Origin of the sequence: Aeromonas sp. FL131 (assembly GCF_049860615.1) — a bacterium.
Classification (GTDB): domain Bacteria; phylum Pseudomonadota; class Gammaproteobacteria; order Enterobacterales; family Aeromonadaceae; genus Aeromonas; species Aeromonas hydrophila.
Genome location: NZ_CP187595.1, coordinates 125,058 through 145,510, shown reverse-complemented (window position 1 = coordinate 145,510; position 20,453 = coordinate 125,058). Strand labels below are relative to the sequence as shown.

The following is a 20,453-nucleotide window of genomic DNA, read 5'->3' as shown; positions in this document are numbered from 1 at the left end:
ATGGCAGCTCAATTTATTGATCTTGCCCGAGAAATCATCCACTCCCCCTTCCCTAAAAGGCTCCGTTCGGTAACATGACTATCAGACCCCTCTTGTCGGAGTCAGCCATGTACCAGACCAGAGCCACACCGCAGGGAAAGCGCAGCAGACTGGAGGCTGAAATTCAGGGGCGGTAGCCTTGCCCGATGAAATAGATAAACAAGTGGCAACACAAATACATTCTTATATCAGAGAGCGTGAGTTCTCAGAACTCCGCCATAAAAGTGATAAAAATTATTTAAACGGTTGGATTATCGGATAAGCAATACCCTTAGTCTCATCGCTATCAGGGGCCAAAATGAAAATCCGAGCGATATTTTTAATTTTGCTCTTGTTGACATTCACTAGTAATTCTGAAGATATCACCACTCGCACAGCCAGCAGGGATGATGGCTCGCCTATCTCCTATTATTTGGTCCAACACTCCCATGATGCAGGGACACTGCTGTTGATCCTGCAAGGCTCTGATTGCAACAGTGTGCTTAACATTGATTCGATACTTTCCGACTATAAAAATGTTTGGCCAGAAGCTGATGTTCTGCTGATCGAAAAGTACGGCATCAATCACAAATTAAATTACAGTACCGATCCGGCACGCAAGGATTGCCCTGCTCAGTACCTTGAAAAGGACAACCCTGCGCAGCGGGTAGCAGATATCAAGGCTGTTCTCGATATCATCCGCAAAGATAGGCAATACAAGAAGTTAATTCTCCTGGGCGGCAGTGAAGGGGCCGTTATCGCCAACCTGGTGACTGCAGATGTTGACTATATCGATGCCACCATCGCCTTTAATGGCGGTGGCCGCTGGTTTATCGATGACGTCTCACACAGCATCGCTGCAGAGCATAAAAAAACCGCAGCGGCGAGAAAAGATATCGACGATTTTAAAGGGTTTGCCGAGCATGTTCTCAACAGCAAACCATTTGAGCTTGAGGTGAGCGGACATGGTTATCATTGGTGGCAGCAGATGCTCTCTATCGATCAGCTTGATGCCCTTAAAAAGGTAAAGTCTCCTTTGCTGATCATTCAGGGAGGAATGGATACCTCGGTATCACCTCAGAAAACAGATGAAATGATGCTGCATCTTCAAGCACTCGGAAAGAGCAATATTGAGTATCGGCGCTACGAAGAACTTGATCATGGATTGAAAAACAGTGACGGGACAAGCCTGTGCAAAGAGGTTATCAACGATATGAACATCTGGTTAAAGTCGAAGCTAAGCAATCCTAACCAATAATCCCTGTGCCAACTGATTAAAGTGGGAATAAGCAGACTGAAGACTGGAATTCATAAGGGGAGCATGGTTTTTACAGGTTGCCGCAGATCGTAGCTAAGCCCAACAGACGAACATGGCCAATGAGCTGGGTCGATCAGTAACACAAATTTTCAGATACGTTTCGTGGTAAATGCTGGGCTTCATTTCGCTCAGCACCTACCTACGAATTTTAGCCCAATATACAAGATGATGACCCATGTTCATAAAAAGCCACCGTTTATCCGGTAGCCCCTTTAAGCTACTTTTTATCACTGAGTGCTTTTAGAACATCCATGATGAAGCTAGCCTTGTCTATCTCTGGCTCACTCTTAGAGAAAACTTGAGTTATAAGCCTGATTTTAGTGTCGCGTTTGAACTCTAGTTTCTCCCGCTCAGTCATATGCTCACACTCTATGGAATTAGTTATTTGCTCTGCCAAAATGGCAGCCTTAAGCATTGTCATTTTCTCAGTGTTAAGAGATACGATATGCTTAATCAAGAAAAAGAAAACACCCGATAAACCGCCAATAATTAGGGTGGTTGCTGTAATCAGTGGCAATCTACTGAGAAGGATATTCCAAGCACTAACATTACCCCAAAATGGCACCATATACATAAAGCTCTCACCATTTTGATATATATATCTTGCCATAAAAGCCAACGCAACAAATGTAGAAATAGCCAAGATATAATATGGCCTTAACTGTTTAGATGTTTCATTAGAGTGTCCCACCATATCTAGGGTGGTAAGATTTTTTTTTCGATTCGCAACAGCTAACTCTTGCTGTACCACCTTTAGCGCATCGCTCGCCTTCTCAGTATCGACAACCAACATTTTAAGCTTATTTTCTTCTTTCTTGTACGAATCAGTCTCAGCTTCAATTCTTTTCTCTATCGCGATTAATTTATCAGACTCATCGGCAATGGTTTTTGAAAGCTTATCATACTCCCGACTTGAATTATCAATGTCACTCCTGACTTTTTCCAGAGCATTCTGACTGTGAGCTAGACTGTTTTTTGCGTGGGATCGCTCTTGTTCCAATATACTGATATCATTAGATATAGAATCAAACAACACTCGCTTAGCATCGATAACACCATTAATGTTCTCAAGCTTACCTTTAATCTTTTGCATTTCGATAAGCGGTACTTCTCTAGCTCTGTTTAGAGCATTTTTAGCCCTATCAAACTTATCCGACTCAGTAAGCAGCGCAGAGGTACTCACAACCCCCACAGAGCAAAATGTACTGTGCTTTGGCAATATAAGCCCCAATGCAACATCATGTATTTTATATGTTGAAACAGGTACGCTATTTATGAAGTTTTGGGTTGTTCTTTTGGTTGCAAATCTCTTATCTACACCTCGATAAGAGATAAGCCTAACCGCCCCTTCATTCTCAGAACTAGATACATTTCCACAAGAAAGATCCGAGACAATCACTGGAGAAGAAAATAATACAACCACTTCACCTTGAAGGGCACTTTCATCATAATTGGCAAACTTTAAAGCGGTGTTTGCAAAAGCAGCTTCTTCCGGTCCAAACCTCTCAGGGTCGAAATTATCATATGTACGAATGAGAGCCCTACTAGTATTAGGCGTATAGCTCGTAAAAAATGAACTTAAGGCCAGAGTATATTCCTGAAAAGGCTTAACTATTTCATTAGTATCGACGTGACTAAACACCTCAGAAAAGTCAACGTCATCAGAAATGTCATTTTTGCTTACAGTCACCACCCCACCCCTCTGTTTTGGCTCACTCGCAACAATCCCTAGCCTACCACTTTTGTGATGATCGATGAATATCATGGATAATTGGGACACCCATCGTTCTGAGCGCCACATAGCAACCAACTGATTGACGAACTATCTCAATTGTTACAAACGGGCACTGTATTGGTCATTCGTTCCCCCCCTGATTCGTCGAGACGCGGTCACTGCGCTAGATCAAGAGATAGGGATGTCGAGCCCGTAGGTTCGAATAGCGCAGCGTATTCGGACAATCGCGAATAATCCCGCCACGGCATCAGCAGGGATCGGGAAATCCCCTTTCGGGGCTGATATCGGCTGCCTTGAGGTAGATCTTGGTTCACCGGTGCCACTATAAGCTGGAATTATGGGTTTTCCACTGATAACCCAACTTCTGCTTATAGTGACACAAATGCTTGTTGCGGCCCAGTTATCGGCCACAGGTCGCTTGCCAGATGTGCTGCCGATTCCATGACACCCTCAGACAAAAAGAGGGTCATTTTACCCTTGCAACCCCTGCCTGCACTCTATTTACTGCTTACTGCCCAGGTGATTACCCGGTTGCCGGAATAACAATCCGGCTTCCTTCATCTGACTATCAGACGGCACCACTCAACAACTACAGGTAGCTCCCCTGCCGCAGGGCGGTCAGCAACTCCTCCACCAACACAGCCACCGGCTTACCGGCGTTAAGCAGGTGGATCTCCGGCTGCTCGGGGGCCTCGTAAGCGGAATCGATGCCGGTGAAGTTGCGGATCTCCCCCGCCCGCGCCTTCTTGTAGAGCCCCTTGGGATCGCGCTCTTCACAGACGGCGAGCGGTGCATCGACAAACACCTCGACAAACTCCCCCTCGCCCAAGAGACTGCGCACCAGATCCCGCTCGGCACGAAACGGCGAGATAAAGGCGGTGAGCACGATAAGGCCCGCATCCACCATGAGTTTGGCCACCTCGCCGACCCGGCGGATATTCTCCTGCCGCGCGGCGTCATCGAAACCGAGATCGCCACAGAGGCCGTGGCGCACGTTGTCCCCATCCAGCAGATAGGTATGTTTTCCTTCGGCCGCCAGCGCCTGCTCCAGTGCACCCGCCAGGGTGGATTTGCCCGCCCCGGAGAGCCCGGTGAACCAGATCACCAGCGGCTTTTGTCCCTTCTGCTCGGCCCGGCTCTGTTTGTCGACGGCATGGGCATGCCACACGATATTGCTCATCCAAAACTCCTTGCTTGGCGCTCGCGCCTCAATGCTGAAACAGTCTGGCTCCCAGGAGCTCAGCCTCCGGCCACTCGCCACTGACGGGGGCCATGGTCGTCATGTATTCCTATTTCCTGCAAGGCACCAGGCTCCCAGTTGCGGCGCCTTAAAACGGAAACAACAGGGGTACCATGACGATCACCCCGAGGCTGTAGGCCAGGGAGACCGGCAGGGCTAATTTAAGGTAATCCGGCATCTTGTAGTTGCCCGCCGCATAGACCATCAGGTTGGTCTGGTAGCCGTAGGGCAGGATAAAGCTGGAGCTGGCCCCGAACAGCACCGCCAGAATGAACGGCATGGTGGAGACATCCATGCTGAGCGCCAGCTGGTAACCCATGGGGAAAGCCAGCGCCGCGGCGGCGTTGTTGCTCATCAGCTCGGTCAGCACCAGGGTAAACAGGTAGATGCCGATAAAGGCGATCAGGGGGCTGGCGCCGTTGAACTCCCCCATCAGCCAGTCGGCAATCACCCTGGCCAGACCGCTCTTCTCAAGCTGATCGGCGATGGCGAGCGCCCCGCCCACCACCAGCCAGATATCCAGCGGAAAACGGCGGCGGATCTCGTCCAGGGTCAGGATGCGGGAGAACAGCAGCACCACCAGCATCACCAGCAGCCCCTTGAACAGCGGCACCAGGTCGAACACCGACAGCGCCAATACCCCGAGAAAACCGCCCACCACGGCGGCGCTGCGCGTGGCATCGAGCCGGGTAGAGGCCTCCAGCCCGCTCACCACCACGAACTCGCGGGAGAGGGACTTGTTGCCCGCAAACTTGGGGCCGGGGGCCAGCAGCAAGGTGTCCCCTGCGTGCAGTTCAATCTGGCCGAGGCCGCCGGTGAGCTGGGTCTCGCCCCGGCGCACCGCCAGCACCACCGCATCGAAGTGGGTGCGAAACTCCGCATCCTTGATGGTCTGACCCACCAGCCGCGAGCTGTGGCTGACGATCACCTCCACCAGGTGCTGGCCGTTGAGCCGGTGCTGGCCATAGAGATCCAGCCCCTTGAGCTCCTGCAGCACGCCGACGCTCTCCACGTCGCCGCAAAACAGCAGCATGTCCCCCTCGTGCAGCTCGTGTTCCGGCTGCACCGGGCAGATCACCTGGTTGCCGCGAATGATCTCGGCAAGATAAAGGCTTTTCAGGCTGCGCAGGCCGTTCTCCTTGACGCTGCGTCCGGCCATGGGCGAGCCGGGGCCCACCTTGGCCTCGAGAAAGTAGCCGGATTCGCGGCTCATCTCGGTGTCCTGCTCCGGCAGGTGGCGGGCAAACAGCAGCACAGCCACCAGGCCAGTCAGCAGGGTCCCCGCCCCTACCATGAAGAAGTCGAACATGCCGAGCGGCTTGGCCCCCATCTTGATGAGGAAGCTGTTGACGATGAGGTTGGTGGAGGTACCGATCAGGGTCAGCACGCCGCCAAAGGTCGCCGCGAAGCACATGGGCAGCAGCAGCCGGGAGGGCGCATGGTTGGGATTGCGTTTGACCGCCCCCAGCATGGAGGCCACCACGGCGGTGTTGTTGACGAAGGCCGACAGGAAGGCGGTGGAGAACCACACCTTCACCAGCACCTTGTTGAAGGAGCCGGTGCCCACCAGATTGGCGAACCAGCTCATGACCCGGGTCTTCTCCACCGCGAGCGATACCAGCAGCAACAACACCAGGGTCAGCAGGGCGCTGTTGGTATAGCCCGCCACCACGGCATTGATGTCTGCCAGGCCGCTCAGATAGGTGATGAGCACGGCGCCCGAGAAGAGCAGCGCCGGCCGGAGTTTGCCCTGGATCAGCAGGGCGACGAGGGCAGCCAGCAGACCCAGCACCAGGGATTGTTGCCAGGTCATGGGCTTATTCCTTGCTTGCGTCGTTGCTGATGGTCAGCGCCTGCCAGTGAGGGAAGTGCTTGCGCACCAGGGCGTTGAGCTCGATTTCGAACTCGCTGTAGTGCCCTGTTGCCACTTTAGCGGCCAAGCCCTCCACTATCATGCCGGCACCGACGGTGACGTTGGTCAGCCGGTCGATCAGGATGAAGCTGCCGGTATCGCGGATCTCCTGATACGGGTCGAACGCCACCGGGTCGGTCAGGCTCAGCTCGCACAGGCCGATCTCGTTGAGCTTGAGTTCGCTCGCATCCAGCTCATCGAGCTTGTTGATCTCGATGCGGTGGCGGATGGCCTCCACCTGGCCACGACTCTTCTTGGTGGCCAGCTTGACGTCGTAGACCCGGCCCGGTTGCAGGGACTCCTCCCCCATCCAGACGATGTGGGCCAGCAGGTTCTGGGTCACCAGCGGCTTTCTGGCGGCATCCACCAGCAGGTCGCCACGGCTGATGTCGATCTCGTCGGCAAAGGTGACCGTGATGGCCTGACCCGGCAGGGCGTAGTCGAGATCGCCGTCGAAGGTGACGATGCGGGTCACCGTGCTCTCTTTGCCGGAGGGCAGCACCGCCAGCTTGTCGCCGACCCGCAGGATGCCGGAGGCCAGGGTGCCTGCGAAGCCGCGAAAATCGAGGTTGGGGCGGTTGACGTACTGCACCGGCAGCCGCACCGGGTGACGCTCCAGCTCGCGCTCCACTTCGGCAGACTCCAGCAGAGAGAGCAGGGTCTCGCCCTGATACCAGGCCAGCTTGTCGCTTGGGTTGACCACGTTGTCACCGTCCAGGGCCGAGACCGGCACGATGTGGATGGTGTCGACGCTGAGTTTCTTGGCGAATTCGCGATACTCCAAGCTGATGCGCTCGAACACCTCCTGGCTGAACTCCACCAGATCCATCTTGTTGACCGCCACCACGAACTGCTTGATGCCAAGGAGGCTAGCGATAAAGCTGTGGCGGCGGGTCTGATCCAGCACCCCCTTGCGAGCGTCGATCAGGATGATGGCCAGATCGCAGGTGGAGGCGCCGGTCGCCATGTTGCGGGTGTACTGCTCGTGGCCCGGGGTGTCCGAGATGATAAATTTGCGCTTGGCTGTGGAGAAATAGCGGTAGGCCACGTCGATGGTGATGCCCTGCTCACGCTCGGCCTGCAGGCCGTCTACCAAGAGCGCCAGATCCAGCTTCTCGCCGGTGGTGCCGAGCTTCTGGCTGTCGGACTCCAGCGCTTTGAGCTGATCTTCATAGATCTGCTGGGAGTCGTGCAGCAGGCGGCCGATGAGGGTGCTCTTGCCGTCGTCCACGCTGCCGCAGGTGAGAAAGCGCAGCAGGCTCTTGTGCTGCTGGGCGTGCAGGTAGGCTTCAATGCCCTGTTCGCTGATGGCGGTCTGAATGTGGTTGTTCATGTTGCGATTCCTTAGAACATTTTTTTAGAAATAGCCCTGACGCTTCTTCTGCTCCATGGAGCCGGCCTGATCGTGGTCAATGAGCCGCCCCTGCCGCTCGCTCGAGGTGGTGAGCAGCATCTCTTCGATGATCTCCGGCAGGGTGGTGGCAGCGGATTCGATGGCACCGGTCAGCGGGTAGCAGCCGAGGGTGCGGAAGCGCACCAGCTCCTGCTTCACCTCATCTTCAGGGCCGATGGGCATGCGCTCGTCATCCACCATGATCTTGATGCCATTGCGTTCCACCACCGGGCGATGGGCCGCAAAGTAGAGCGGCACTATGTCGATGTTCTCGAGGTAGATGTATTGCCAGATGTCGAGCTCGGTCCAGTTGGAGAGCGGGAATACCCGGATGCTCTCCCCCTTGTTGACCTGGCTGTTGTAGACGCGCCACAGCTCCGGGCGCTGGTTTTTCGGATCCCAGCGGTGGGACTTGTCGCGGAAGGAGTAGACCCGCTCCTTGGCGCGGGACTTCTCTTCGTCGCGGCGGGCACCACCGAAGGCGGCGTCAAAGCCGTATTTGTTGAGCGCCTGCTTGAGCCCCTCGGTCTTCATGATGTCGGTGTGCTTGCCGCTGCCGTGCACGAAGGGGTTGATGCCCATGGCAAGGCCGTCCGGGTTCTTGTGGACGATGAGATCCAGCCCGTACTTCTTGGCAGTCTCGTCACGAAACTTGATCATCTCCTTGAACTTCCAGTCGGTGTCGACGTGCAGCAGGGGGAACGGGATCTTGCCCGGATAGAAGGCCTTGCGGGCCAGGTGCAGCATGACGGAGGAGTCCTTGCCGATGGAGTACATCATCACCGGGTTTTCAAATTCGGCAGCCACCTCGCGGATGATGTGGATGCTCTCGGCTTCCAGCTGCTGCAGATGCGTCAGTCTTTCACGGGAGACACCTGCACGGATGCTCTCCACATCAGGTTGCTGCAAGTGGGTCAGTCTTTCACGGTCCATGTCTGGGTCCTCGGTTCATTGCTAACGCGCCTGGTCAGGGCGCGGTGTTGGTTCAGGTCGGTGCCGCCATGGCCGCACCGTCAAATCGATGGCTGTCACCGCCGGCACTCAGGCCAGACTCACCAGCTTGAGATCGCAGGCGCCCTGCTGTTGCCCCTCGCCAAACCAGGCGAGCCGTTCACGCAGGGCAACCACTTCGCCGATGACGATGAGGGACGGGCTCACTGCCTGGGCGGCCAGTTCGGCCAGCTCTGCCAAGGTGCCGGTCAGTACCCGCTGGCGGGCGGTAGTGCCGCGCTCGATGATGGCGATGGGAGTAGCCTGGCTACGGCCATGGCTCACCAGCTGCTGCTGGATGTGCTCGGAGCGCATCAGCCCCATGTAGATCACCAGGGTCTGGCTGGTAGCGGCGAGCTGCTGCCAGTCGGGCTCCTTGCCATCGATCTGACAGTGGCCGGTAATGAAGACGGCGCTCTGGGCATGGTCGCGGTGAGTGAGCGGAATACCGGCATAAGCGGTGGCACCGGCAGCCGCCGTGATGCCGGGCACCACCGAGAAGGGGATGCCTTCGTCAGCCAGCACTTCCAGCTCTTCGCCGCCACGGCCAAACATGAAGGGATCGCCCCCCTTGAGCCGCACAACCCGGTTGCCCGCCTTGGCGTATTCCACCAGCAGGCGATTGGTCTCCTCCTGCGGCACGCTGTGGGCACCCGCCTTCTTGCCGACCGACACCAGGGTGGCATCGCGGCGCACCAGGTCCAGGGTCTCGGGCGAGACCAGCTGGTCGTAGAGCACCACTTCGGCCTGCTGAATTTGTTGCAGCGCCTTGAGGGTCAACAGGCCCGGATCGCCGGGGCCCGCCCCCACCAACACCACTTCCCCCACTTCGCTTTTCGCATTATCTAGCCCCTCGTTCAGCCACTGCTCGGCCCCTTGCCAATCTTCTTTCTCAATCAGACCGGCCAGGGAGTTGGAGGCAAAGGCCCGCTCCCAGAAGCGACGACGATCGGAGATAGAAGAGAGCACCCGCTTGGCCTGGTCACGCACCCGGCCGGAGAGTTCGGCCAGAGCGCCGAGATGACGCGGCAGCAAGCTCTCCAGCCGCTCGCGCAGCAGACGCACCAGTACCGGCGCCTTGCCGCCGCTGGAGACAGCCACCATGATGGGGCTGCGATCGATGATGGAAGGGAAGATGAAGCTGGAGCGCTTGGGGTCGTCCACCACGTTGACGAACAGACCGAGCTGGTTGGCGCTCTGATAGACCAGCGCATTGACCTCGAGATCGTCGGTGGCGGCCACCACCAGGATCTGACCGGCCAGATGGGCCGGGGTGAAGCGCTCCGCCAGATGAGTGAAGCGACCGGCAAATTGGTGGAAGTCGGGTTCCAGCTCGGGGGAGACCAAAGTCAGCCTGGCACCGGCCGCCAGCAGCAGGCGCGCCTTGCGCAGGGCCACTTCGCCCCCTCCCACCAGCAGCACCGGGCGACCGTCCAATTTGGCAAACATCGGCAAATAATCCATTTCGGCCCATCCCTCGGAACACGACTAATATGGGGCGACTATAGGCAGGGCTGCTTATCCCTCAAAATAATAAAAAATGCTTTTTAATGCATTTTAGTAATTAACAAAGCCGTATGATGACAAAGGCGAAGCAAGGCGCTTGTGGTGCCAGGCGCAAGGCCATAGGCTAGTGAAAGTGTTTCATAAGGAGCTTAATAATGAATGAGTCATTGATTGTGCTGGGGATCTTCGTGTTTCTGGTGCTCGCGACCCTGAGCGCCGGCATCAAGATAGTGCCGCAGGGCTACAACTGGACCGTGGAGCGCTTCGGCCGCTACACCCGCACCCTGGTGCCGGGCCTCAACCTGCTGATCCCCTATGTGGACAGGGTCGGCCACAAGATCATCATGATGGAACAGGTGCTGGACATCCCGGCGCAGGAGGTGATCTCCCGCGACAACGCCAACGTCACCATCGATGCCATCAGCTTCGTGCAGGTGGTGGATGCCCGCAAGGCGGGCTATGAGGTCAACGATCTCACCAGCGCCATCCGCAATCTCACCATGACCAACATGCGGACCGTGCTCGGCGCCATGGAGCTGGACGAGATGCTCTCCCAGCGCGACACCATCAACGAGAAACTGCTGCGCACCATGGATGCCGCCACCGCCCCCTGGGGCATCAAGGTGACCCGGATCGAAATCAAGGATGTACGTCCGCCGCTGGCACTGGTGGAAGCCATGAACGCCCAGATGAAGGCCGAGCGCCAGAAACGGGCCGAGGTGCTGGAGGCCGAAGGGGTGCGCCAGTCCAAAATCCTGAAAGCGGAAGGGGAGAAGCAGTCCCAGATCCTCAAGGCCGAGGGTGAGCGTCAGGCCGCCTTCCTCGCCGCCGAAGCGCGCGAGCGGGCCGCCGAGGCGGAAGCCAAGGCAACCCACATGGTCTCCAAGGCCATCGCCGAAGGGGATCTGCAGGCCATCAACTACTTCGTGGCCCAGAAATACACCGAGGCGCTGGCCCGCATCGGCGAAGGCCCCAACAGCAAGGTGGTGATGATGCCGCTGGAGGCGGGCAGCCTGATCGGCGCCGTCGCCGGCATGGCCGAGCTGTTCAAGGATGGCAAGGGCGGCAAGTCATGACAGCCCTGTTCGAGGGGCTGACCCACTGGCACTGGCTGGGGCTCGGCTTCGCGCTGCTGGCCATCGAGGTGCTGGGCTCGGTGGGCTTTCTGCTCTGGACCGGCATCGCCGCGCTGGAAGTGGGCCTGCTGCTGCTGGTCTGGCCCTTCGGCTGGCAGGCGCAGCTGCTGCTGTTCGGCCTACAATCCCTGCTCACCACCTGGGCCTGGTGGCGCTGGCAACACCGCCGGGATCGCTCCAGCCGGGATGCCGCCGCCCCCATCAACGAGCGGATGCAGGGCTATCTTGGCCGCGAGCTGGTGCTGCTGGATGACGTGACTCAGGGGATGAGCCGGGTACACCTGGACGACACCGCCTGGACGGTGCGCTGCAGCCAGCCGCTGAGCGCCGGCAGCAAGGTGCGGGTGACGGGACATGACTCCCATATCCTGCTGGTGGAACCGCTGCCCTGACACAGGGGCAAGGCGCCATTGACCGCCAACGACAAAGGGCTCCTCGGAGCCCTTTTCGCTGTCTTGCAAACTGTGAGCGAGGGTCTAGAAGGCGTCGCTGTCGAGGGCGGCGCGCAGCAGATCCTTCCAGCTGATGATGCCGACCAGGGCGCCGTTTTCCAGCACCGGCAGGCAGGAGACGTTCTTCTCCAGCATCATCTTGACCCCGTCCCGCACCGTGAGCTGGGGGGCGATGGTGATGGGGTGGCGGCTCATGATCTGGTGGGCGCGCCGGTTGAGGGTCTCGGTGTCGCGGCTCATCTCGGCCTCGGAGTCCAGATAGGGGCTGATGGCGCGGAACAGATCCCGGTCCGAAATGACCCCTACCAGCTCCTCCTCTTCCAGCACCAGCAGGTGGCGAAAGTGAGCCTGCTCGAAGATCTCCTTGATGACATTGAGCCGGTCATCCATGGAAACGGTGGCGACCCGGGTCGTCATGATGTCCCTGATAAGCATGCTAACCTCCCCAACCCTGACTGATTGCTCTGTTATGGCATGTTTTTGCCCCCCCAGCCAGTGGTTGCCCCCCGCCTCAAGTGCAAATCTGCGCCGTTTCACGTAAGATCCGCGCCAGTTTTTCTCCTCCATTTGAGCCAAGCAGACCAATCCATGATAGTTGCCAGTCAAATCGAACTGATCCGCGGCGGCCGCAAGCTGCTGGACAACGCATCCGCCACCATTCATCCCGGCCACAAGGTGGGTCTGGTGGGCAAGAACGGCTGTGGCAAGTCCACCTTTTTTGCACTGGTACGGGGCGAGCTGGCCATCGACAGCGGCACCTTCAGCCTGCCCGCTGGCTGGCAGATTGCCGGCGTGGCACAGGAGACCCCGGCGCTGGACTGCTCCGCCCTCGACTACGTGATCGACGGCGACAAGGAGTTCCGCGCCCTGGAGGCCCAGCTGGTCCAGGCCGAGCAGGATGACAACGGCCTGCTGGTGGCCGAGCTGCACGGCAAGCTCGATACTATCGGCGCCTACAGCATTCGTGCCCGCGCCGCCGAACTGCTGCACGGCCTCGGTTTCAGCGACGAGCAGCTGAGTTCGCCGGTGCGCAGCTTCTCCGGTGGCTGGCGCATGCGCCTGAACCTCGCCCAGGCGCTGCTCTGCCGCTCCGATCTGCTGCTGCTGGATGAACCGACCAACCACCTGGATCTCGACGCCGTCATCTGGCTGGAGAAGTGGCTCAAGGCCTATCAGGGCACGCTGGTGCTGATCTCCCACGACCGCGACTTCCTCGATTCGGTCATCAGCCGCATCATCCACATCGAGAACGGCAAGCTCAACGAATACACCGGCGGTTACTCCGACTTCGAACTGCAGCGCGCCGAACACCTGGCCCAGCAGCAATCCATGTACGAGAAGCAGCAGCGCGAGATGTCCCACATGCAGGCGTATGTGGACCGCTTCCGCTACAAGGCCTCCAAGGCCCGTCAAGCTCAGAGCCGACTGAAAGCGATGGAGCGGATGGAGAAGATCCTGCCCGCCCACGCCGACTCCGAGTTCAGCTTCGAGTTTCGCGAGCCGTCGGCCCTGCCGACCCCGCTGATTGCCATGGAGAACCTCAGCGCCGGTTACGGCGACAAGGTGATCCTGGAGAAGATCAAACTCAACCTGGTGCCGGGTTCGCGCATCGGCCTGCTCGGTCGCAACGGCGCCGGCAAATCCACCTTCATCAAGATGCTGTCGGGCTCCAACCCGCCGCTCTCCGGCAAGCTCGAGGTGAGCGCCGGGGTCAGCATCGGCTACTTCGCCCAGCATCAGCTGGAGACCCTGCGTCTGGACGACTCACCCCTCGATCACCTGGTGCGCCTCGCGCCGGACAAGACCGAGCAGGAGCTGCGCAACTACCTCGGCAGCTTCGGCTTTCACGGTGACAAGGCGCTCGACAAGGTGGCCCCCTTCTCCGGCGGCGAGAAGGCGCGGCTGGTGCTGGCCCTCATCACCTGGCAAAAGCCCAACCTGCTGCTGCTGGATGAACCGACCAACCACCTGGATCTGGAGATGCGCCACGCCCTGACCATGGCGCTGCAAGGCTTCGAGGGCGCCATGGTGGTGGTCTCCCACGACCGGCACCTGTTGCGTACCACCACAGATGACTTCTATCTGGTGCACGGTGGCCGGGTCGAGCCGTTCGACGGCGATCTGGACGACTACCACAAGTGGCTCGGCGAGCAGGAGAAAGAGGCCAACGCCAAACCGGACGACGGCCCGGTCTCCGCCAACTCGGCGGTGGCGCGCAAGGATCAGAAGCGGCGCGAGGCGGAGTTCCGGCAAGCAACCCGGCCGCTGCGCCAGAAGCTGGAGAAGCTCGAAACCAGCATGGAGAAACTGCAGGCCAAGCTGGCCGCGGTGGAAGAACAGCTGGCCGACCCCGCCATCTATGAAGATAGCGCCAAGCAGAAGCTCTCCGAGCTGCTCAAGTCCCAGGGCCCCATCAAGGAGGAGCTGGAAGGGGTGGAGCTGGAGTGGATGAGCCTCTCCGAGGAGTTGGAAACCATGGAGCAGGCCTTCCTTGCGTGACGAACAGCTGATGGCGAGCGAGCGGATCGCCGCCCACGAACTGCCGGGCCCGCTCGACTTCTGGCAGTGGAGTGGCGAGGTCTACGGTGCGCGCAGCCAGGACTGGCTCAGCGTGCAGGTGCAGGGGGGCAACGTCAATCTGGCCCTGTTGCTGCATCGGCTGGATCAGTGCGGGATCCCGGTCGATCTGACCGACCTGCAACCGGCGCTGGTGCAGACCGAGGCGGTGCTCGGCCCCTGGCGCACCCTGCGTTCGAGCGCCAAGGCGCGGCTCGGCGAGCAGGAGTATCAGGCCATGCTGGCCCACGAGCTGGAGCTGGAGCGGCTGCAACAAGGGGTGCTGCTGCAGACCCTGCGCAGCCTCACCCTGTTTCGCGGCAACAGCCGCAACCTGTTGAACTATCTATTGTTACTGGGGGCCCAGCAGGGCCCCCTCAGAGACCTAATATGCTGAGTTATCGCCACGCCTTTCACGCCGGCAACCACGCCGACGTGCTGAAACACGCCGTTCAGGCCCTGATCATCGAGTCCCTCAAGAAGAAGGAGAAACCCTTCATCGTGCTGGATACCCATGCCGGCGGCGGTCTCTACGACCTGCGCGGCGACTGGTCCCAGAAGAAGGCGGAATATGCCGACGGCATTGGCCGGCTGTGGGATGAGCGGGCCCAGTGGTCCACCATGGTCCCCTATCTCGGCGTCATCGAGGAGATGAACAGCGATGGTCAGCTGCACTACTACCCCGGCTCGCCGGAGCTGTCCCGTCGCCTCGCCCGCGAGCAGGACAAGCTGGCGCTGATGGAGCTGCACAACAACGAGGTGGAAGACCTGCGCGCTAACATGGGTTACGACCCCCGCGTCGCCGTCCACCATCGTGATGGCTTCGAGGGGCTGGTGGCCCTGCTGCCGCCCACGCCGCGCCGCGGCCTGGTGCTGATCGACCCGCCCTATGAGCTCAAGGAAGATTACTTCGCGGTGGTCGATACCCTGAAAAAGGCGCAAAAACGCTGGGCCACCGGCATCTACGCCCTCTGGTATCCCATCCTCGGGGAAGAGGCGGACAAGTCCCGCGACATGCTGCGCGCCATCAAGCGCGAGAACTTCGGCAACGTCCTGGTGGCCGAGCTGGAAGTGGCCGGCCAGACCACCGATTGGGGCATGAACGGCTCAGGCATGCTGATAGTGAGCCCCCCCTGGCTGCTGGATGAGCAGATTGAAGCCTTCTTGAAACCCCTGTGCGCCAAGCTGGCGCAGGGCGCCGGCGCCCAGTACAAGGTCGAGTGGCTCAACAAGGTTGAAGCGTAACGCCTTCCATCACTGTTACACCGCCAAGGGCCTGCCACTGCAGGCCCTTTTTATTGGTCATGGCTGCCTGCCCCCGCCACGCTGGCAAGCCGCTCCGGCAGCCGGCTCGCCAACCAGTCGATGGCCATTCTGGTCTTGAGCGGCAGGTGCGGGCTGTGGGGCCAGAGGGCATTGATGGGATAACGCCTGCCCTTGAGGGAGCCCAGCACTTCGCACAGCTCGCCCCGCTCAAGGTGCGGGCGCGCCAGCCAGGTCGGCAACCAGGCCAGGCCAAAGCCAGCGATGGCCGCCTGGGTGATGGCGTGCAGATCGTCGAGCTGCAGGCGCCCCGTCGGTCGCACCGATTGCCACTGGCCATCCAGCTGCCACTGCCACGCCAGCACCCGCCCCTGCCGCAGATAGGCGATGCCCTCGTGCTCGGCCAGATCCGCCAGCGTCATCGGTTCGCCCCGCTCGGCCAGATAGGCGGGCGCAGCGCAGAGCGTCATGCCGTGCTCGCCGAGCCGGCGCGCCGCCAGATCCAGGCTGTCCGGCGGCTCCCCGTTGCGGATCACCAGATCGAGCCCCTCCTCCACCAGATCCACCTTGCGGTCACTGAACGACAGCGACAGCGCCAGCCCGGGATGAGCCTGCGCCAGCTCCAGCAGCAGGGGCGCCACGCACAGCTGACCGAACAGCACCGGCATGGAGACCTTGAGGCTGCCGTTGAGAGTGAGCTTGTTGCTGGCCAGCGCCGCCTCGCCGAGGCGCACCTCCTCCAGCGCCCGCAGGCAGTGGCGATGGAACAGCGCCCCCTCCTCGGTCAGGCTCTGGCTGCGGGTGGTGCGGTGAAACAGCTGGACGCCGAGACGCTGCTCGAGCCGGGCAATCCCCTTGCCCACCGCCGAGCGGGTGAGGTGGAGCCGCTCGGCGGCCTGGGCGAAACTGCCCGCCTCCACCACGCTGGCGAACAGATCGAGGCCATTGAGGCTGTTTGCCATCTATTGCATACCTTATGGAACCAATATGACGAAATAGTATCAGCACTGCGGAAAAAAATGACTGATAAGATCCCTCCATCCCCACACTTTGTCAGATGGAGTTCACCTCATGAGTCAGATCCTGCTGCTGCAATCCAGCCTCAACGGCCCCGCGTCCCGCACCAACCAGTTGATGGAGCGCTTTCTGCAAGCGCGCCGGGAGCAGGGCCACCAGGACCAGGTGGTGGTACGCGACCTGCCGGCCCTCACCCTGCCGCCACTGGACAGCGCACTGTTTCACGCCCTGCGGGGGGCAGAGTCAGCCAGCGAGGCCATCCGCCAAGGGGTGGCGCTGTCGGATCAACTGATTGCCGAGCTCAAGGCCGCCGACCTGCTGCTGATCGGCGCCCCCATGTACAACCTCAACGTGCCGACCCCGCTCAAGAACTGGTTCGATCTGGTGGCGCGAGCCAGGGTCACCTTTCGCTACACCGACAGCTACCCCATGGGGCTGGTGGAGGGGGTAAAAGCTCTGGTGTTCAGTAGCCGCGGCGGCGTGCATCAAGGACAGACAACGGATGCGGTCACCCCCTACCTCGAGTCCGTGCTCGGCCTGATGGGCATCGCGCAGGTGGAGTTCGTCTACGCGGAAGGGATGGACCTGTACCCCCACGGGGCGGAGCAGGGCATGCGCCAGGCCCATGAGCGGATCGCCGCCCTCAGCCGGTGAGCCCCTCGCCCGCCTCTTGCCGCCCCAACCGGCAGCTGCGCGGGAGACGCCCAAATAAAAAAGCCCCGTCACGGGGCTTTTAGCATGTCGGCCAACCTCACGTTTTGCCCGGGAGATCCCGCCAGAGCGCCAGAATAAGCAGCGCCAGCAGGGCGAAAGGCGGGGCCAGACTGAGCAGCATGCACAGCACGGTGATCAGCACCGGATGCTCACTCTTGCGGCGGGCCAGTCGCCAGGCCACGACGCCGACGATGATCATCAGCAACAGGATGAACTGCCCCATCAGGGTGGCGTTGATATTCATATGCATGAAAGCTCCTTTTTCATGGCAAAGGCTCACTCTAGCGCCGCTGTGGCCCCAGGCAACTCCCAATCCGGTGAGGGCGTTCTCACTTGATAGGTCGTCCCTATCCAACCATTAGATGAGAATAGTTTTCATTTGATGTGATTTCAGGGGATACTCTGCTCATCACCAGAGGGAGCCGCCATCATGAAAAAGACCATCAGCTTTGCCGTTCTGCACTTCACCGTGGCCTTCACCGTGGCTTACCTGCTGACCGGTGAACTGCTCACCGCCAGCCTGATCGCCCTGATAGAGCCCGCCGTCAACACGGTCGCCTTCTACTTCCATGATCTCGGCTGGCACAAGCTCAAGCCTCACCACAGCCTGCAGGCCAAGACCAGCAGCTTCGCCCTGGTGCACTTCTCGGTGGCCTTCGGCGTCGCCTACCTGCTGAGCGGCGAGCTGCTCACCGGCGGCGTGATGGCGATGATCGAGCCTGCCATCAACACTGTGGTGTTCTTCTTCCACGAGCGGCTGTGGCGCGCCCGTCAGCAGCTTGCACTGGCATGAGGGAGGGGCTGCGGCCCTTCCCCACGCTTGGACCAGCTTCTCTCCCCCGGCAAGGGGGCCAGCCCCTGCCGTACTGACCAATTTGTTGATCCCGCCCCAACATTTATCACCTAGCCCTTCCCCTGCGCCCCTCTCCCGCTACCATACCCGAATGGCAATCCAAGCCTCGTCGGAGTCACCCATGAGCCCTCTCCGCCATCCCCGTTGGTTACAAAGCAGCAGACTGGAGGCTGAAATTCAGGGGCGGTAGCCATGCCATCGGCTTCACAGCAAGGGGCCGGCCGGCGACTCATCCACAACATGCAAAGCAAGGTGGTGTATGGAAACACAAACATTGCATCGCGGTCGGCTGATCGACCATCTCCAGCTGGTGGTGAAAGACCTGGCCGCCAGCCAGCGCTTTTATACGGCCGCACTGGCCGTCCTCGATATTCCCATAGGCGGCACCGGTGAGGGTTACTTCTGGGCAGACGAGCTGTTTGTCACCGCCATCGACAGCCCGGCGGCGCTGGGGGCATTGACCGGCCGCCATCACCTCGCCTTTCAGGCGCAAGACCGCACCACAGTGGATCGCTTCTATCAGGCAGCGCTGGCCAATGGGGGCCAGGACAACGGCGCCCCCGGTGAGCGCCATTATCACCCCGGCTATTACGCCGCCTTTTTGCTCGATCCGGATGGCAATAATATCGAGGCGGTTTATCACGGTGAGGCAAAGCGGAGTGCGGAGTCGGTGGAGATTAGGTTTTAGCAATATGTGAATCACCAGTAATTTATACTCTCACTGTGAGGAGTCTCAAGCATACCCTATTAAAATGAAGAATTATTATTTCTGGCTTTGCTCTACACATCAACTCATGAGCAATTCAAATAAAAAACAATCCAACATGGAATAGTATTAACTTGATTTTTATCCATAAGTCTGGTGATGAAAGTTATCAAGATGACATATGAAATATCACGTTACTCTATTATCCCCATCTATCTACCATCAGGTTTAATTGATGCCATTCCGACTACGTATCATTGAAATTAATCCTTCTAGTAGTGACGCCGATGGAAATGTGCGAGCTAAATTAGATAGCGGATTGGAGATATGGTTTTACTATCAAGGCAGTAATCAACAGGGTTATCAATGGTTTCCAGTTAACGGTGTTGTGGAAGTAATGTTAGTTGGCCGCCTGTCCTCCGTATCAGCCATCGAGCAACCCTCAATATCCCTGTCGTTTCCTAATAGGAATTGCTGTTATCAGGCAACAGGACAAATAACCGGAACAGAGGAAATCGATGGGGAGTCACTACTAAAACTATCATCAACATTGTCGTTTCCGATAGATAATGAGCTGGGTAAAGAGCTGTTCGCTATCGGATCATGGGTAAGTATTCACGGGGAGCTATGGGCAGAAATATAAATCCTAATCCATCGTCAAATCAGACAATGCGACACCTATATTTTATGATAAATGCTATGAACAATGTAATACAAGAGCGTTGTAAATTTCAATGTGGTTGTGTTACTAAAATAATCATGTCACATTTCAATAGTGAAAAAGTTTATGTGTCGACCTGCAGCCTTGCATCTCCAATGTATCGCTATAATTTAGCCAGAAGGTTCGAATAGCACAGCGTATTCGGAAAATTGAGAATAACTCGTCTAAATAATCCGCCCCTCGTTATCTCGATAGCTGGTGTTATACTGCTATCGAACTGGAATAAATAATGAAATACTCATTAAATTGGAAGCAGCCATTACTCTCAATGAGCAAGCGGTTCCTTATATTTATCACATTGATGTTTGCAGGGGGGGTTGTACTCAGTGCATACAAAACGCAACTCAACATGGAGCTGGGCGCCTGGCTCTTTGACCAATATCTAAAAATACTGCTAGCAGCCTTTATTGTATTGTTCGTGATGGCTCAAGCTTCCAGATTGTTTTCTGTCGAATTGAGAAGTGAAGATGTGGTAGGTAGAAACCGATTTTTCCGAAAAGTATCCATACCATATACCAAGATGGTGGGGGTCAGCATGGGAAAAATGCTTATCGTCGATTGCATGGTCATTCGAACCAACAGCCTCAAGCGTATTTACGCTCCTTTTGATCTGGACGGTTTCCAAGACCTTTCGAATAAAATTGATACAAGGCTAACCAATAATAACGCATTCAAAAATGGGACATAACAGGTTCTATTTTCTATCTTTCATTATTTTCGTTAGAGATATATTTCGCCCTTCCCCTTAATCCTGCGAAAAATTTTTTATGGTGGTATCATGAAGATTTCTGAAGTCGCAAACAAAACAAATACCTCTATTTATACATTGCGATATTATGAGAAGGAAGGATTATTATTAGACATACGTAGAGATAAATCTGGATAACGTATTTTCGATAAAACAGATATTGAATGGCTGACCT

20 protein-coding genes and 1 pseudogene are annotated in these 20,453 nt (G+C 57.8%); 12 read left to right on the top strand and 9 right to left on the bottom strand.

Annotation, left to right across the window (positions count from 1 at the left end; translation table 11 throughout):
• Window positions 1-337: 337 nt before the first annotated feature.
• Window positions 338-1,276 (top strand): alpha/beta hydrolase family protein, encoded by a 939-nt coding sequence (locus ACPW75_RS00815; RefSeq protein WP_081398609.1) that lies wholly within the window; start codon window positions 338-340, stop codon window positions 1,274-1,276.
• 277 nt (window positions 1,277-1,553) lie between these two features.
• Here ACPW75_RS00815 and ACPW75_RS00810 read toward each other — a convergent pair whose 3' ends face one another.
• The 6 genes from ACPW75_RS00810 to cysG all read right to left on the bottom strand — a co-directional run bounded on the left by ACPW75_RS00810 (window position 1,554) and on the right by cysG (window position 10,070).
• A complete protein-coding gene (locus ACPW75_RS00810) occupies window positions 1,554-3,101 on the bottom strand; it encodes a hypothetical protein (protein WP_425904403.1) in 1,548 nt (515 codons plus the stop codon).
• Between the two features lie 559 nt (window positions 3,102-3,660).
• Window positions 3,661-4,251, bottom strand: a complete 591-nt coding sequence (gene cysC, locus ACPW75_RS00805) for an adenylyl-sulfate kinase (protein ID WP_077096573.1) — start codon at window positions 4,249-4,251, stop codon at window positions 3,661-3,663.
• Between the two features lie 148 nt (window positions 4,252-4,399).
• On the bottom strand, window positions 4,400-6,124 hold the full coding sequence (locus ACPW75_RS00800; RefSeq protein ID WP_029304865.1) for an SLC13 family permease: 1,725 nt from the start codon (window positions 6,122-6,124) through the stop codon (window positions 4,400-4,402).
• A gap of 4 nt (window positions 6,125-6,128) precedes the next feature.
• Entirely contained in the window at window positions 6,129-7,556 is a 1,428-nt protein-coding gene (gene cysN / locus ACPW75_RS00795; protein WP_077096572.1) for a sulfate adenylyltransferase subunit CysN, read from the bottom strand.
• Window positions 7,557-7,580: 24 nt separating this feature from the next.
• Window positions 7,581-8,549: a sulfate adenylyltransferase subunit CysD gene (cysD, locus tag ACPW75_RS00790; protein WP_077096571.1), complete on the bottom strand. Its 969-nt coding sequence runs from the start codon at window positions 8,547-8,549 to the stop codon at window positions 7,581-7,583.
• 108 nt (window positions 8,550-8,657) lie between these two features.
• A complete protein-coding gene (gene cysG / locus ACPW75_RS00785; RefSeq protein WP_077096570.1) occupies window positions 8,658-10,070 on the bottom strand; it encodes a siroheme synthase CysG in 1,413 nt (470 codons plus the stop codon).
• Between the two features lie 197 nt (window positions 10,071-10,267).
• Between cysG and ACPW75_RS00780 the strand changes: the two genes are divergently transcribed.
• Together ACPW75_RS00780 and ACPW75_RS00775 are read left to right on the top strand one after the other, a co-directional pair.
• Window positions 10,268-11,188: an SPFH domain-containing protein gene (locus ACPW75_RS00780; protein ID WP_011707311.1), complete on the top strand. Its 921-nt coding sequence runs from the start codon at window positions 10,268-10,270 to the stop codon at window positions 11,186-11,188.
• Window positions 11,185-11,640 (top strand): NfeD family protein, encoded by a 456-nt coding sequence (locus ACPW75_RS00775; protein ID WP_041218350.1) that lies wholly within the window; start codon window positions 11,185-11,187, stop codon window positions 11,638-11,640. Before ACPW75_RS00780 ends, ACPW75_RS00775 begins: the two co-directional genes overlap by 4 nt.
• 84 nt (window positions 11,641-11,724) lie before the next feature.
• Here the strand turns inward: ACPW75_RS00775 and ACPW75_RS00770 are convergent, their stop codons facing one another.
• Entirely contained in the window at window positions 11,725-12,135 is a 411-nt protein-coding gene (locus ACPW75_RS00770) for a CBS domain-containing protein (protein ID WP_011707313.1), read from the bottom strand.
• 153 nt (window positions 12,136-12,288) lie between these two features.
• Between ACPW75_RS00770 and ACPW75_RS00765 the strand changes: the two genes are divergently transcribed.
• Genes ACPW75_RS00765 through ACPW75_RS00755 form a run of 3 tightly spaced genes read left to right on the top strand, consistent with a single transcriptional unit; the run spans window position 12,289 to window position 15,501 of the window.
• Window positions 12,289-14,199 (top strand): ABC transporter ATP-binding protein, encoded by a 1,911-nt coding sequence (locus ACPW75_RS00765; RefSeq protein WP_077096569.1) that lies wholly within the window; start codon window positions 12,289-12,291, stop codon window positions 14,197-14,199.
• Window positions 14,192-14,653, top strand: a complete 462-nt coding sequence (locus tag ACPW75_RS00760) for a DUF2390 domain-containing protein (protein ID WP_179101443.1) — start codon at window positions 14,192-14,194, stop codon at window positions 14,651-14,653. The genes ACPW75_RS00765 and ACPW75_RS00760 overlap by 8 nt, the downstream gene beginning before the upstream one ends.
• Window positions 14,647-15,501, top strand: a complete 855-nt coding sequence (locus ACPW75_RS00755; RefSeq protein ID WP_077096568.1) for a 23S rRNA (adenine(2030)-N(6))-methyltransferase RlmJ — start codon at window positions 14,647-14,649, stop codon at window positions 15,499-15,501. The genes ACPW75_RS00760 and ACPW75_RS00755 overlap by 7 nt, the downstream gene beginning before the upstream one ends.
• 50 nt (window positions 15,502-15,551) lie before the next feature.
• Here ACPW75_RS00755 and ACPW75_RS00750 read toward each other — a convergent pair whose 3' ends face one another.
• The gene (locus ACPW75_RS00750; protein ID WP_077096567.1) at window positions 15,552-16,481 is read right to left on the bottom strand and encodes a LysR family transcriptional regulator; all 930 of its coding nucleotides are present in this window, start codon (window positions 16,479-16,481) and stop codon (window positions 15,552-15,554) included.
• A 109-nt stretch (window positions 16,482-16,590) separates the two neighbouring features.
• Here ACPW75_RS00750 and ACPW75_RS00745 point away from each other — a divergent pair, with 109 nt between their 5' ends.
• Window positions 16,591-17,190: an FMN-dependent NADH-azoreductase gene (locus ACPW75_RS00745; RefSeq protein ID WP_077096566.1), complete on the top strand. Its 600-nt coding sequence runs from the start codon at window positions 16,591-16,593 to the stop codon at window positions 17,188-17,190.
• 97 nt (window positions 17,191-17,287) lie between these two features.
• On the opposite strand, the gene ACPW75_RS00740 is transcribed toward ACPW75_RS00745, so the two are convergent.
• Complete coding sequence (locus ACPW75_RS00740) at window positions 17,288-17,494, bottom strand: hypothetical protein (protein ID WP_016351920.1); 207 nt, start codon at window positions 17,492-17,494, stop codon at window positions 17,288-17,290.
• Between the two features lie 186 nt (window positions 17,495-17,680).
• Here ACPW75_RS00740 and ACPW75_RS00735 point away from each other — a divergent pair, with 186 nt between their 5' ends.
• The 5 genes and pseudogenes from ACPW75_RS00735 to ACPW75_RS00715 form a co-directional block, all read left to right on the top strand.
• Window positions 17,681-18,043 (top strand): DUF2061 domain-containing protein, encoded by a 363-nt coding sequence (locus ACPW75_RS00735; protein ID WP_045526198.1) that lies wholly within the window; start codon window positions 17,681-17,683, stop codon window positions 18,041-18,043.
• Window positions 18,044-18,362: 319 nt separating this feature from the next.
• Entirely contained in the window at window positions 18,363-18,791 is a 429-nt protein-coding gene (locus ACPW75_RS00730; RefSeq protein WP_077096565.1) for a VOC family protein, read from the top strand.
• Between the two features lie 253 nt (window positions 18,792-19,044).
• The gene (locus ACPW75_RS00725; RefSeq protein WP_077096564.1) at window positions 19,045-19,452 is read left to right on the top strand and encodes a hypothetical protein; all 408 of its coding nucleotides are present in this window, start codon (window positions 19,045-19,047) and stop codon (window positions 19,450-19,452) included.
• Between the two features lie 307 nt (window positions 19,453-19,759).
• Window positions 19,760-20,218, top strand: a complete 459-nt coding sequence (locus tag ACPW75_RS00720; RefSeq protein WP_139391552.1) for a hypothetical protein — start codon at window positions 19,760-19,762, stop codon at window positions 20,216-20,218.
• Between the two features lie 90 nt (window positions 20,219-20,308).
• Window positions 20,309-20,443, top strand: a pseudogene (locus tag ACPW75_RS00715) (MerR family DNA-binding transcriptional regulator); the annotation flags it as partial.
• Between the last annotated feature and the right edge of the window lie 10 nt (window positions 20,444-20,453).

Bases quoted from the DNA above. Each gene is read 5' to 3' on its own strand.
- ACPW75_RS00775 (WP_041218350.1), top strand. From the start codon at position 11,185: ATGACAGCCCTGTTCGAGGGGCTGACCCACTGGCACTGGCTGGGGCTC.
- cysC (WP_077096573.1), bottom strand. From the start codon at position 4,251: ATGAGCAATATCGTGTGGCATGCCCATGCCGTCGACAAACAGAGCCGG.
- ACPW75_RS00810 (WP_425904403.1), bottom strand. From the start codon at position 3,101: ATGATATTCATCGATCATCACAAAAGTGGTAGGCTAGGGATTGTTGCG.
- ACPW75_RS00815 (WP_081398609.1), top strand. From the start codon at position 338: ATGAAAATCCGAGCGATATTTTTAATTTTGCTCTTGTTGACATTCACT.
- ACPW75_RS00745 (WP_077096566.1), top strand. From the start codon at position 16,591: ATGAGTCAGATCCTGCTGCTGCAATCCAGCCTCAACGGCCCCGCGTCC.
- ACPW75_RS00720 (WP_139391552.1), top strand. From the start codon at position 19,760: ATGAAATACTCATTAAATTGGAAGCAGCCATTACTCTCAATGAGCAAG.
- ACPW75_RS00735 (WP_045526198.1), top strand. From the start codon at position 17,681: ATGAAAAAGACCATCAGCTTTGCCGTTCTGCACTTCACCGTGGCCTTC.
- ACPW75_RS00755 (WP_077096568.1), top strand. From the start codon at position 14,647: ATGCTGAGTTATCGCCACGCCTTTCACGCCGGCAACCACGCCGACGTG.
- ACPW75_RS00800 (WP_029304865.1), bottom strand. From the start codon at position 6,124: ATGACCTGGCAACAATCCCTGGTGCTGGGTCTGCTGGCTGCCCTCGTC.
- ACPW75_RS00770 (WP_011707313.1), bottom strand. From the start codon at position 12,135: ATGCTTATCAGGGACATCATGACGACCCGGGTCGCCACCGTTTCCATG.
- cysN (WP_077096572.1), bottom strand. From the start codon at position 7,556: ATGAACAACCACATTCAGACCGCCATCAGCGAACAGGGCATTGAAGCC.
- cysD (WP_077096571.1), bottom strand. From the start codon at position 8,549: ATGGACCGTGAAAGACTGACCCACTTGCAGCAACCTGATGTGGAGAGC.
- ACPW75_RS00730 (WP_077096565.1), top strand. From the start codon at position 18,363: ATGGAAACACAAACATTGCATCGCGGTCGGCTGATCGACCATCTCCAG.
- ACPW75_RS00780 (WP_011707311.1), top strand. From the start codon at position 10,268: ATGAATGAGTCATTGATTGTGCTGGGGATCTTCGTGTTTCTGGTGCTC.
- cysG (WP_077096570.1), bottom strand. From the start codon at position 10,070: ATGGATTATTTGCCGATGTTTGCCAAATTGGACGGTCGCCCGGTGCTG.
- ACPW75_RS00750 (WP_077096567.1), bottom strand. From the start codon at position 16,481: ATGGCAAACAGCCTCAATGGCCTCGATCTGTTCGCCAGCGTGGTGGAG.
- ACPW75_RS00725 (WP_077096564.1), top strand. From the start codon at position 19,045: ATGCCATTCCGACTACGTATCATTGAAATTAATCCTTCTAGTAGTGAC.
- ACPW75_RS00740 (WP_016351920.1), bottom strand. From the start codon at position 17,494: ATGAATATCAACGCCACCCTGATGGGGCAGTTCATCCTGTTGCTGATG.
- ACPW75_RS00765 (WP_077096569.1), top strand. From the start codon at position 12,289: ATGATAGTTGCCAGTCAAATCGAACTGATCCGCGGCGGCCGCAAGCTG.